11 protein-coding genes and 1 pseudogene are annotated in these 13,174 nt (G+C 42.8%); 8 read left to right on the plus strand and 4 right to left on the minus strand.

What is annotated here, in order from left to right:
- Positions 1-675 precede the first annotated feature (675 nt).
- The 3 genes from H6G83_RS26720 to coaD form a co-directional block, all read right to left on the minus strand.
- Positions 676-1,560 (minus strand): TIGR02391 family protein, encoded by an 885-nt coding sequence (locus H6G83_RS26720; protein WP_190477677.1) that lies wholly within the window; start codon positions 1,558-1,560, stop codon positions 676-678.
- Positions 1,561-1,852: 292 nt separating this feature from the next.
- Entirely contained in the window at positions 1,853-2,548 is a 696-nt protein-coding gene (locus tag H6G83_RS26725) for an ATP synthase subunit B family protein (RefSeq protein ID WP_190477679.1), read from the minus strand.
- Complete coding sequence (coaD, locus tag H6G83_RS26730) at positions 2,431-3,009, minus strand: pantetheine-phosphate adenylyltransferase (protein WP_190477681.1); 579 nt, start codon at positions 3,007-3,009, stop codon at positions 2,431-2,433. The genes H6G83_RS26725 and coaD overlap by 118 nt, the downstream gene beginning before the upstream one ends.
- 165 nt (positions 3,010-3,174) lie before the next feature.
- Between coaD and lgt the strand changes: the two genes are divergently transcribed.
- The 8 genes and pseudogenes from lgt (at position 3,175) to H6G83_RS36550 (ending at position 8,836) form a co-directional block, all read left to right on the plus strand.
- Positions 3,175-4,041, plus strand: coding sequence for a prolipoprotein diacylglyceryl transferase (gene lgt, locus H6G83_RS26735; protein WP_190477682.1), 867 nt, complete (start codon positions 3,175-3,177; stop codon positions 4,039-4,041).
- Positions 4,042-4,296: 255 nt separating this feature from the next.
- Positions 4,297-5,079, plus strand: coding sequence for a precorrin-4 C(11)-methyltransferase (cobM, locus tag H6G83_RS26740; protein WP_190477684.1), 783 nt, complete (start codon positions 4,297-4,299; stop codon positions 5,077-5,079).
- A 131-nt stretch (positions 5,080-5,210) separates the two neighbouring features.
- Complete coding sequence (locus H6G83_RS26745) at positions 5,211-5,564, plus strand: phenylpyruvate tautomerase MIF-related protein (RefSeq protein ID WP_190477685.1); 354 nt, start codon at positions 5,211-5,213, stop codon at positions 5,562-5,564.
- A 162-nt stretch (positions 5,565-5,726) separates the two neighbouring features.
- Complete coding sequence (gene rlmN, locus H6G83_RS26750) at positions 5,727-6,797, plus strand: 23S rRNA (adenine(2503)-C(2))-methyltransferase RlmN (protein WP_190477687.1); 1,071 nt, start codon at positions 5,727-5,729, stop codon at positions 6,795-6,797.
- A gap of 8 nt (positions 6,798-6,805) precedes the next feature.
- Complete coding sequence (locus tag H6G83_RS26755; RefSeq protein WP_190477689.1) at positions 6,806-7,519, plus strand: SDR family oxidoreductase; 714 nt, start codon at positions 6,806-6,808, stop codon at positions 7,517-7,519.
- Between the two features lie 169 nt (positions 7,520-7,688).
- Positions 7,689-7,952, plus strand: a complete 264-nt coding sequence (locus H6G83_RS26760) for a hypothetical protein (RefSeq protein WP_190477691.1) — start codon at positions 7,689-7,691, stop codon at positions 7,950-7,952.
- A gap of 29 nt (positions 7,953-7,981) precedes the next feature.
- Positions 7,982-8,350, plus strand: a pseudogene (locus H6G83_RS36545) (CAP domain-containing protein); the annotation flags it as partial.
- A complete protein-coding gene (locus tag H6G83_RS36550; RefSeq protein WP_242044846.1) occupies positions 8,342-8,836 on the plus strand; it encodes a CAP domain-containing protein in 495 nt (164 codons plus the stop codon). The pseudogene H6G83_RS36545 and the gene H6G83_RS36550, both read left to right, overlap by 9 nt.
- 124 nt (positions 8,837-8,960) lie before the next feature.
- Here H6G83_RS36550 and H6G83_RS36065 read toward each other — a convergent pair whose 3' ends face one another.
- Positions 8,961-13,112 carry a hypothetical protein gene (locus H6G83_RS36065; RefSeq protein WP_190477695.1) on the minus strand — a complete coding sequence of 1,384 codons (4,152 nt, stop codon included), beginning with the start codon at positions 13,110-13,112 and terminating at the stop codon, positions 8,961-8,963.
- Between the last annotated feature and the right edge of the window lie 62 nt (positions 13,113-13,174).

The raw sequence follows: 13,174 nt of genomic DNA on the forward strand, positions 1-13,174 counted from the left end.
TTGCTTGGATTTAATCACCTAATTTCTACCATGAACCAATTTAAACCTTTTTTCTCTTCTGGCTAATTTCAGTTATTTACTACTTGCTTATTTCGGAAAGTGACAGAAGAGGGATATATGTAAATCAAAATCATAGTCCCATTCACGATCTGAGCGAGGATTTACCCATGTATAAGTGCGATATTTTGGATAAACATCAACTTGCTCGTAGGTAGGTAAAAGTTCAATAATTTTCATAAATATCATTAGAAAATTCTTAATTCAACAATATTTAAATTTTACATTTTTTTGGGGTGATAAATTAACTGATTTACGTAAAATTCAAGTAGTTCAATTTAATTTTTTTCAAGCTCTGAGGCTGATGATAGGGTCGAGCAGTAACTAGCAAGAACGCGGAGATGTAATGCTCTAAACCTATGTAATGATGTTGTTTTTTAGCTCAAAAAGGGAATAGAAGTAATTTAAGTAATCAGCGACATGATTGCATCTCGTGCATTACCTCTGTAGGTGCGTTCAGAATGCTGAGTTAAACTAACCCCTCTTTCTAGACAGAATTATCATAGTATCTCTTCGCGGGCATGGGTGTGGCTTAGTTGCCTTGAACACTAGCAGAGAATTAAAACTATACGGTTTAGTTTGCCCCTGTGTCAGCTACGCTATATCTACGCCGGATTGTTAGCTATTGATTAAGCTTTCTAAACTATTCATAACCTCTGTAACTCGTGAAACACGAATAAGAATTGAGTTAGCTTGAGTACGATTAATATCAATAAAATTGTGCATAAAATCATTACGAATAAAGTTGAAAACTGAGCGAAGTTCACCCCTGAAAGTTTTAATGAAGCTTTCAATGAAGCTACCTTTGGTTCGTATCTGAGAAATATACTCTTCTACTAACTTATACCCATATGTCTGACTACCCAAATATTTTTTAATACGAACCTCAAGACCTATACAAGCTTCTCGAACTGACGTATCGTAGTATTCCAAATCAAATAGTTTTGTTACTCTTTCTCCTAAAGTTGCACTAAAGTTCAATGGCTCTTGACTCAGAAACTCTGTAATATATTTCCATCCTTTGTTTGTGACAGTAATGCCTGTTTCACTAAATTCCGGACAAGCGTCTACTTCATCATCATACTCATCTAAATTTTCTAAAAAATTTATTTGGATCAATTGGTCATCATCACCACGGTAATATGCCGGTTTCGGCAGTTTTGAATACTCAATTTCGTACCATCTGCGTTCGGTAATTGCTGAGACTCCTGTAATAAAGCCTTTTTCGGCTAAACACAGGATATCTTCGTGCCATACAGCTAAATGAAAATTGTTGATATCAAATGGTTTAGCTAAATTAGTTTTATTAACCTCTGCGACGAAAAGACAGCAACGGTCTATATCAGAGATACATTTGAAAACAGTATTAGGTTTAAAAACTGTCAACCAAAGAAGAGCAAGATTTGCCCCATGTTCTTCAGGGTAAATTGGCCAATCTGTATGAATAGCAATAACTCCTTGAGAAGTTAAGCCTAAATAACCAGGGTGATTTTGGAGCGTCATTTGTCTTTAGAGAATCGTTTATATATAACTGCCAGTAATTAGCGCAGCATATTTTATACTACATTTAGTAGTATAACATTTAGGCAAAGTTTTCTTACTGTCTCTGCGCTAGAAAAAGTATTTGTGCAACTTATCTTTTTACGCTCACGCTTAAATCTGGTATCAATCTCTGTAACTGTTGTTGTATAAGGTTTATAGCCATAGGTTGCACTTGGTGACACGAACCTTCTATTTACGCCTAATAGTAAGCCATACCCATGAACTTTATTTGCATCTACCTACTGATAAACTTTTACTTCTTTTTCTGAGAATGAGAATTACGTTGTGCTTGACTATCACTTCTTAATTGTTGCCGTCCATTTGTAATAATTCTTAACATATCTTTAAGGTCTTGTTCGATCCCTTCCAGAACATGATCAGCATATTCATCAGCACCACCTTCAATTTCTTGAGCTTGGGCGATCGCAGTTTGTCGCATTTCCTCACACTCTTGCTGACAAGCGCGGCGTTTGCGGTCAATTTCCGTGAGAGTTTCCTGCATCATTTCCTCACACTCTTGCTGACAAGCGCGGCGTAATTGGTCAGCTTCTTGCTTTGCCTGCCTAACAATATCGCTTTCTGCCAGAATTTGCGCTCTTTTGGCTTGAGCTGCATCAACCAACTGCTGACCATATTCTTCCGCTTCCAACAAAATTTCTTGCTTCTGTTCCAAAATAGCAGCTGCTTCTTGAAACACCGAAGGCAAAGAAACTCTGATAAAATCTAGCTGTTCTAATAACTTTTCTTCATCTACAAGTGTCCGTCCCGTTAAAGGGATGCGAAAGCTAGAGAGAATAATCTCCTCTAAGCGGTCAAGTTCCTGCTGAATATCTACACTTCCTGGTCTGGGAGGTTCTCCAGGGGGGCCTCCGTTGCCATACTCTGGAGAGAGGGAGTAGTTGTCGGGGTTGTCATTAGATTCGCCGTTGGATAGTTGTGATTGTAGCATTTGTATATATCTAAAACTATGTGTGGGGGGACAAGATGATCGACGGAACCACCAAATCTTGCGATCTCTTTTACCACACTACTACTTAAAAAACTATACTCATTTGATGTTGCTAAAAAAACTGTCTCAATTTGTGTAGAAAGTGTTTTATTAGTGTGAGCCATCTGTAGCTCAACTTCAAAATCAGAAATTGCCCGTAAACCCCGTAATAAAACCTGTGCTTGTCGCTGTTGAGCGTAGTTTACGGTCAAGCCATCAAAAGCATCTGCTTCCACATTAGGTAAATGCTTAGTCGCAATGCGAATCTGTTCTAGGCGTTCCTGTACGCTAAATAATGGTACTTTATTAGGATTTCGCAATACAGCAACAATTACCCGTTCAAACAGACGACTACCACGCTGAATAATATCGAGGTGTCCTAAAGTGATCGGATCAAAACTACCAGGATAAATGGCAATCACAATCGTATATGTATCAAAGTTATTGAAGTGATTATATCTGGAAAGGGGAAGGGGGAAAGGGGAAGGGGGAAAGTAATAAATTAACTGTTGACTATGGACTATGGACTATGGACTATGGACTATGGACTGTTGACTAATGACTAATAACAACTTAGGTAATTTTATATGACACTGGATATTTGCACTTTGCCTATGGCATTTCTATTTACTTCTCCGGGGCCAGTTGTGGTGGAAATAGGCCCTATTACTATTCGTTGGTATGGCTTATTGATTGCCTCGGCTGTGCTAATTGGTGTTAGCCTTTCGCAATACTTAGCAAAGCGCCGCAACGTTAATCCCGATTTACTCAGTGATTTGTCGATTTGGCTGGTGATAGGCGCAATTCCCGCCGCTCGAATTTATTATGTCTTGTTTGAGTGGTCAGAATATGCCCAGCATCCAGAACGGATAATTGCCATTTGGCAAGGGGGAATTGCCATTCACGGAGCTATTATTGGTGGGACTTTGGCGGCGTTAATCTTTGCCAAACTCAAGCGAGTTTCTTTTTGGCAATTAACAGATTTAGTAGCCCCTTCCTTGATTTTAGGGCAGGCGATCGGGCGTTGGGGTAATTTCTTTAACTCAGAAGCTTTTGGTCGTCCTACAAATCTACCTTGGAAGCTCTACATTCCCATAGAACGCCGTCCGCCAGAGTTAGCAAATTTTGAATACTTTCATCCCACCTTCCTTTATGAATCTATATGGGATTTAATGGTATTTGCTTTGCTAATCACTTTATTCTTTCGTAGTTTAGCTGGGAAACCACGCTTGCGAATAGGTACATTATTTATGGTTTACCTCGCCACCTACAGTTTAGGACGTTTATGGATTGAAGGTCTTCGTACCGATAGCTTAATGCTGGGGCCATTGCGAATTGCACAAGTTGTCAGCCTTACAGGTATTGCTCTAGGATTAGCTGGACTAGCTTGGCTTTACGTTCGCAAACGCCCTCTACCTGATGTTGTTTCTCCCGTGAAGGATACTGGGGAGTAGGGAGTGGGGGGAGATGAGGGAGAAACCCACCCCTAACCCCTCCCTGGAGGGGAACAGGGAGTAGGGGAGAAAAACTAATGACTAAAAATAAAAAATGCCCCAGAGTAATCTCTAGGGCTTAACCAGGGTGCATCTACCACTACTCTCTACTATGCCTAGAGAGTGAATCCGGAAAGATACTGAACAATTTCTCAAAAATTTTTTTGAGGTTTATATACCTAAAGGTAATTACTGAATTTATTTATAATTTTTTGTATGGAAAATCATTTAAATAAGCTAAATTCCGCAGTGTATATTGTAGGGGCTGGGCCTGGAGACCCTGAGTTACTAACTGTTAAAGCCCAAAAATTACTGTCTGTGGCAGATGTGATTTTATTCGCTGATTCGCTAATACCGGAACAGCTTTTGCAATTGTGCCGAAAGGATGCGGAAATTGTTCAGACTGCTAACAAAACTTTAGAGGAAATTATGCCTTTGATGATTGACAGGGCGCGATCGCAAAAAATTGTCGTCCGTCTTCATTCAGGTGATCCCAGTCTCTACAGCGCTATTCATGAGCAAATGCAACTCCTGCATCAAGCCAACATTCCTTTTGAAGTCGTCCCAGGTATCAGTGCTTTCCAAGCCGCAGCCGCTAAACTGAAAGTTGAACTAACTGTCCCTGGTTTGGTGCAGACTATCATCCTCTCCCGCATTAGCGGACGTACAGAAGTCCCAGCAACAGAAGAATTAGCTTCCCTTGCAGCACATCAGGCTAGTTTATGCCTATATCTAAGTGCGCGTCATGTGGAAAATGCTCAAGCGAAATTACTAGAACATTATCCCGCAGACACACCCGTAGCCATATGCTTTCGCATCGGCTGGCCAGATGAAAAAATCCTTGTGGTTCCGCTCCAAGAGATGGCAGACTGTACTGGGCAAGAAAATCTCATTCGCACCACATTATATGTGATTAGCCCTGCATTATCGTCAATCAGTGGGCGATCGCGCTTATATCATCCTGAGCATAATCATTTGTTCCGTGGGGCGAGAGATTAGGGACTGGGGACTGGGTATTGGGGACTGGGAAATTTTACTTACGCTGAAGTTATGCTTTGTACTGTTAAATTAGATAATATTAACACAGTGCTAATTTTGAATTTTGAATGAGCGAATTTTGAATTGATATTATGCCTTTAATTAAAATACAAACTTCTGTATCTGCGCCTGAAAAAACTCAAGCTGAGGCAATGTTAAAAAATCTCTCAGCTAAATTAGCTAAACATTTAGGAAAGCCAGAATCTTATGTCATGACGGCTTTAGAGGCAGAAGTGCCTATGACATTTGCTGGCACTACAGACCCCGTTTGCTATATAGAAATCAAGAGCATTGGTACAATGAAATCAGACCAAACTGAGGCAATGAGTCAAGATTTTTGCCAACAAATTAATCAAACTCTAGGCGTACCCAAAAATAGAATTTATATAGAGTTTGCTGAGGCTAAGGGTGCAATGTGGGGCTGGAATGGTACGACTTTTGGTTAATGGACAGTTGACAGGTGACAGGTGACAGTTATCAGTTATCAGTTATCAGTTGTTCTCCTCTGCTCCCCCCACTCCCTCATCTCCCTCATCTCCCAATCCCCAGTCCCCAATCCCCAATCCCCAGCCTTACAATAGAGATCCAGCACAAATTTGTGATTTTTTATGTCTGCTACACCTCTTGCGTCTCCTCTCCAGTTACCTATCTCAGAAACAACAGCCTTACCTCCCTTATTAGGTGCTTCGGTGGCGGAGTTAACCGCATGGGTGCAGCAGCAAGGACAGCCTGCTTATCGGGGTAAGCAACTGCATGATTGGATTTATCATAAGGGAGTGCGATCGCTCGCTGATATTTCTGTATTCTCTAAACAATGGCGGGCGACTGTGGCGGATGTTCCTATTGGACGTTCGACAATTCACTACCGTTCTGTTGCAAGAGATGGCACTGTAAAATATCTCCTACAATTGGGCGACGGTCAAATTGTGGAAACCGTTGGTATTCCCAGTGATAAACGGTTGACTGTCTGCGTGTCTACCCAAGTGGGTTGTCCAATGGCTTGCGATTTCTGCGCTACTGGTAAGGGTGGTTACAAACGTAACTTAGAAAGACATGAAATTGTTGATCAGGTGTTAACTGTTCAAGAAGATTTTCAACAACGGGTGAGTCATGTTGTGTTTATGGGCATGGGTGAACCGTTGTTAAATACAGATAATGTCTTAAGTGCGGTTAAAAGCTTGAATCAAGATGTGGGTATTGGACAGCGATCGCTTACCATATCTACTGTAGGGATACGCGATCGCATTCGTCAATTAGCCGAACACCATCTCCAAGTTACCTTAGCTGTCAGTCTCCACGCCCCTAACCAAGCACTCCGCGAACAAATTATTCCCAGCGCCCGCCCCTATCCCATCGAAGATTTGCTAGCTGAATGTCGAGAATATGTAGCCATCACGGGACGGCGAATTTCTTTTGAATATATCTTGCTGGCTGGTGTGAATGATTTACCAGAACAAGCCCTAGAATTGTCCAAGCGTCTGCGGGGCTTTCAATGTCACGTTAATTTGATTCCATATAATCCTATCGTGGAAGTTGACTATAAACGCCCTAGCCGCGATCGCATTGAAGCATTTGTGAAGGTGCTGAAGCAACAAAATATTGCTGTAAGTGTGCGTTATTCCCGTGGTTTAGAAGCTGATGCGGCTTGTGGACAATTACGCACTAACAAATCAAGTTGATCAAGATTATGACTTCAGCAAAAGTAGCAATAATCACGGCTGCTAGCCGGGGGATTGGTGCGGGTTGTGCCAGAGAGTTAGCGGCAAAGGGTTATAATGTGGCATTAATGGCGCGATCGCCTGAAGTTTTAGATTTAGCTGCAGAATTAGGGGGTACTGCCATTCAAGGCTCGATGACAAACCCCTATGACCTACAAACATTGGTAGAATCTACATTAAATAAATTTGGTCGCATTGATGCGGTAGTCAATAGTTTTGGTGATCCACCACGTCCTGATTTACTAGACATTTCTGATGAAATGTGGCTAGAAAACTTTGAAATGCTATTTTTAAGCTTAGTCCGTATCGCCAGACTAGTGACACCAGCAATGCAAAATTCAGGTGGAGGTGTCATTGTTAACATTTCTGCTAGTGACTCCCAAGAACCCAGTTTAGGGACACCCTTTAGCGGGACGTTACGCGCTGCAATGGAAGGCTTTACAAAACTTTATGCCAAACGTTACAAAGCAGATAAAATTCGCATGGTTTGCGTCGCGCCTTTTTTCGTTGCCGATTCAATGGCAGAATTAGAGGGTTGGAATGTACCCTCAGATATGATGCTTGGCCGTCCTGCTACCTACAAAGAGTTTGCTAAAACAGTCGCTTTTTTAATTTCCGATGATGCCAAATTCATCACAGGTACAACCTTGAAAGTAGATGAAGCCTATTCTGCGGCTATTTAGTTAACCAAAGGCAAACTCTTTGACACTCCTCGCTCTAAAGAGACGTTCGCGTTAGCGTCCCGGAGGGAGGATTCTTGCTTCATCCGTCCTCTCTAGAAATCTGAATACTAGTATTCAACTTTCTCCGTTTGGATACGTCCACAAGCTCACACGGACTGCCCGACCGCGTTTGAAAAGGTTTTTAATTTCTGCGTTTACTCCCACATTTGTCAGCCACTGCGTTGGACGGGTTTCCCGGCATAAAGCAAGTGGCGGTACAAGATGCGCGGATTTATACTACCTGTCTTTCCGGATCAGGAGCAGTCCGCTTGACCTACTTCGTCTTTTATTTGTGCGCTTTACCGCTATTAGTTATACTACCACAAAAGCCGCCCTAGAAGGGCGGGGCTTTAAACCCAGTTTTTCGGTAAATTGGCGTTTAAAGGGGGAATAATAAGCTAATACTATATTTTTTTCGCAACTTTGGAAGCGTCTGTTTTTGAGCAAATTAATAAATTCCGCACTTCCCAAGGTTTACCAGCCTTAACCCGGAATACAGCAATGGACAATCAAGCCAGAGTCCATAGTCAAAATATGGCTAATGGTACAAGGCCATTTGGTCATGATGGTTTTGCACAACGAATTGCGGCGATCGCTATTCCCTACCAAGCGGCGGCGGAAAATGTGGCGACCAATAGCGGCTATAGCGACCCAGCTACCCAAGCAGTCCAAGGCTGGTTGTCAAGTTCAGGACATCTCAAAAACATTCGAGATAATTACAACCTCACAGGTGTGGGTGTGGCTACCAACAGCAAAGGTGAAGTTTACATAACACAAATCTTTTTGCGCTCATCTACTCAAACTACCACATCTGGTAGCTCCCAACCCACAACATCTACAATCAATACCACATCTGTAGAAGCCTCTGTGTTTAAGCAAATTAACAAATTTCGCACTTCCCAAAGTTTACCAGCCTTAACTCGCAATCCAGCTATAGATGACCAAGCTAGAATTCATAGTCAAAATATGGCTCATGGTAAAGTTAAATTTAGTCATGATGGTTTTGCACAACGAATTGCGGCGATCGCTATTCCCTACCAAGCGGCGGCGGAAAATGTGGCGACCAATAGCGGCTATAGCGACCCAGCTACCCAAGCGGTGCAAGGCTGGTTGTCAAGTTCAGGACATCTCAAAAACATTCGCGGTAATTACAACCTTACAGGTGTGGGTGTGGCTACCAACAGCAAAGGTGAAGTTTACATAACGCAAATCTTTTTGCGCTCATCTACTCAAACTTCCACATCTGGTAGTTCCCAATCCACAACATCATTATCATAGGTTTTTATTTTCACTAATCAGACATGATTTTTATAAAAGATAATAGCAATAACCCATAAATAATTCTGTTAAACAAAGAATTATTTATGGGTTACAGATAAGAAGAAATATTGCGGAAAAAGTATTAGCTGAAGCTGAGAGCTTCTACATTCATTTCCAACGTATCCCAATTAGGTACTGTGACCAATAAATCATGTTTTAACGGTAGGTTTACACCCGCAAATTTCTTGTTCACAGGTATTTTTGTGGCTTCGTTAACTGAGAATGCTCGCACCTCTAGTGAACGTGCTGCACCACGATTCCCCACACGCAACAGCGAAAGCTCAGGCGATAATGTGATGTCTACCTCTTCACCAGGAGCGCCTGCCATACCGCGCACTGCTATAGCTCTGAATTGCTGATCGACCTTACGTGCGATTGTGAGATTGAAAGTCTTGGTACTACCAGGGCTGAACCGGATCTGAGTAGCATCATTGTTCGTTGCAAATACATCTTCTTGTCCTGGTGCAGTCTGTACATCCTCTAAAACGATTGATGCACCACTTGGGGTGATTGAGTTAAAGGTATATGTACCATTCCCTGTACCCGTAATCCTCCGAATTAGTGGTGTCTTATCTGGTAGCAAATACATACCTGGCACAAGATAACATGGATGACTGTCTGGAATCTGTGAGAGAAGCTGCCCGCCAAAATTGCCTGTTCTCAGACCAAGACCGTCAGTTATTTGAAGATCAGCAGGTGATAATAGGAAGTCAAGCACAAACCTTGTCAATCCCAGTGGCCCACTAAAGGGCAGGCTGTGATCTGCTAGCAGATAATTGCCATTTGTCATCATGCCCAAGGTGATTCCGTCTTTTGAGGAGAACTGTGGGGAAGTTTCTTGCTCTCTAAAGTAGCTGAAATGTAACACACTGCCTTCTTGTTTAAACTCTAATCGGCAATTTGCCTTGTCTGGCCGGTTACAATCCCACACGAACATTTTCACCCCATCTAAATCTGAGATTGTTGTGCTGCCATCTGGAGAAAGTTTTGGCCCCGGATGAGAAGCTGGATACTCAAATTTGTAGGGCATTACACAGTGTGAAGCGCCGAGTTTATCAATGTAGCCAGCATCCCACACTTCACCGGAAGGAATAAAGAAAAGTAAAGGAGCATTCTGGCGATCGCATCCACGTAGGAATGTCGATTCGATTTCTCGCGCTGTCAGTTCTACACGCTGAACACCTTCACGTCCTTGGTCATGGAAATGGATCAAACTTTCGCGGCTGAGTAACCTACCATGTATTGCTGTAAAAAATTTGATCATTCCTTCTTTGGTAACGGTGGTTGCATCTGTTTCCCCCTTCCAAAATTTGTCTGCTACCAGACTAGCAAGGGATGTGCAAAAGCCTGTTGCTAATCCACTGTTGGTCTCGCCGATGAGGAAATGTTCATAGAACTTGTAGTAAGCAGCAGTCAGAAGTGGATGGCCAAAAACAGGGTCTAGTGATTCATGCCAAACTTCTGCTGTCCCAAAAGTATCCTCGAATGTCTTCCAACTGGGTTTACCATCATCAAAATTACCAAACTTCAGGTTATGTACTCCGTAGCGGAAGGGGATTTCTAGGATTTTTGGCTTCATGGCTATACGTGGATTACTAACCCGTCCGTCTGGATTACGAACTTGCACACTTACCGACCCACCATCTGAACCTGTACCGCCTGTATTTGGCATTGTGAACGTCAGTGATTGGCTGCTATTGAAAGTCGCTGGTACTACCACACCGTCAATTAAAATACCTGCTCCTGTTAAGAAAGCTTTACCTGTTACATCCACCTTAACGCCAGGACTGAGTGTATTTGGCAGTGCAGTTATTTGTGGCTTAATGCCTACGTTCAACTGATTGCTTTGTGTGCCATCAGCCCGTCGGATGATGACTGATTTAGCCCCACCACCAGTGTTGATTGGAATCGTTACAGAAATACTCTCGTCAGCATTGATTGTCGGTACTAGTGTTACTGTTCCTAACAACAAGCGATCGCTTGATACAAATTTGCTACCACGAATTGTTAGCTTGTCACCTGGAAATGCTTCAGTTGGTGCCAATTCAGAAATCCAAGGACGTGTTAGTAACTCGTCCCAAGCATCCTCACTGAACTCGAACATCTGGATTTCACCGTCAAATCCTCTATTTATACCTTCTATGCCACTTGAACCAGACGCTCCTTCACCACCATCACGCCCATCCTGTGCATCCTTGCAAGTTTCACCAATTCCAGCGCGACCACCACGTCCACGTCCACCGCCTTTGCCACCATCACCACCAGATCCTTTTTGTCCACCCTGGTTTTTAATTTTGAAACTCTTATTAGTTACTGTCGCAGCTAGTGTACCTTCCAATACACCAATGGTGATATTGCCACCACTGCCACCATCGCCACCACGTCCACCGACACCACCTCTACCGCCATTGCCGCCATGCCCACCATATCCAGGCCTTGCTGTACAGTGCCAACCAAAAAACCAGAAACGTTCGCCCCGTTGTCCGTCTGCGCCATTTCCACCTTTACCACCACGCTGTCCTTGCCCGCCTTTACGTCCGTCTTCTCCATTAATATCTAAATTTGGTATTGCTGTCAGGCGTTTCACCCACATCTCTAGTTCTGGAGCATCTGCACCACGCGCACCATTAATCCCTGGGTCTCCAGTCCGGCCATCTTCTCCATGAAGTCCATCCCGCGAATTGGAGAAAGTGTGTACGCCAGACCAGCCACGCCCGTTTAAATCAGGGTTATCTGCTCGTGCTGGTGTAGTTCCGCCGGGTCGTCGCCATGTGATCTGTGCATTTGCTCCGCAAATTACTTCCTCGGCAATGATATATAACTTTGTTACTGTTGGCTCAATGACGAGCTTTGTGTTTGTTAAGTCTAGTATACTAGCGATAATCACTGCACTACCCACTGGAATAGTAGTTAGAGACTTAACTTGCATTGTTGGATTGGCAGTGGTGGGCCAAAGCGTAGGATTGACATTCTGAAGCATTTCAGTTAATGCTACTATGTCCGCTAGTCTCTGTTTGTTATCATCTCCTACGAATATTTCCGCAAGTATAGGTGTCTGCAATTGCTGTCTTAGTGTAGGGCTTTCGCGTCGTTGTTCCTCAGATAGTTGCGTACCAGTTGTAATCGAATTGCCCAGCGTTGAGAGGCGGCCGCTATCAGTAATCAATCCATTAGTGAGAGCGTTGGTATTTGACAGAGTGGATTTGCTGATGTTGAGAGCTTGGGGATGAGGATCTTCAGAGTCAGGCATAATGTTTACTTTCTGTGCAAGCCTTGTCTGTGTGCCTGCATTTACCTGCATCTTCTTGAGTACTGTTTCACTGTTTCGATTTGACAGCAGTGTAGCGATTACCTCTTGTTTTTGAGTCACGTTTGCAGTTGCCAATCTTTTTGCCAAATTTGACCAATCAGTTTGAAGTGAATTGCTTTTCATAGGCGCAACTATGACCTTTCCAGGTGTCATGACTGTTGGCTGCGCGATCTGTAAGGACGCTAAATCTGATAATTTTTTCACACCTGCTGCGTTCATGATGTCACGAATTGGTTGTAGTCGTGAGCGTCCTTCATCGGGAATTAGGCTGACAGATACGCGTGTTATACCTGTTTTTTGCTGAAATTCTGTGGCAATTTGCTGTGCTTTGATTGCCAGTTGCGCCTGGAAATGTGGCGTTACCGTACCTTCCTTGATATCTAGTGTAATTACACTCCCAATAAATGGATTTCGTTTTCCATCGACCCATGTACCAATTTTGAAACCGCCTGTGCCTGCATTGACAATGGAACCGGAAATGACTTTTGAGCCAACAGTTGTATCATTGATTTGCAGTTCCGTTTGCCCATTGTCATATCGCAGAAATCGTAACCTTACTGTCTTCCCTGATTCAATGAGTGTTGTGCCACTATCCACGCTGATCCAGCCTGCACTTGTATTGATTGAGCCAACTAGTTTCCCAGTAGGATCAATAAACAGTGCTAGTCCCGGAGTTTGAGCCTCTATGAGATTTCTGCGATCGCCTGCAATTTTTTCTGGTACGATAGTAGCCTCAATGGTAAAAGTTTGTAGATTATCTAGTGCAATATTTCTTGCTATATCTAAAGCTCCTCCATTAAAGCGAAAACCAGTGTTTAAAACTCCTACGTTTGCGGATGTATTGATTGTAATTCCTTTAGTGGAACCATCAAAAGCTTGTCCATTTTCAGAACGTAATTGGAATATAGTTTTGCTTCGTGTCATGTTCGTTTGCTTCTTCAATTAGGATTACTTCAATCAATTTATTGAATCAATTCAAGCTGGAA

Source organism: Anabaena azotica FACHB-119 (genome assembly GCF_014697625.1).
Classification (GTDB): domain Bacteria; phylum Cyanobacteriota; class Cyanobacteriia; order Cyanobacteriales; family Nostocaceae; genus Trichormus; species Trichormus azoticus_A.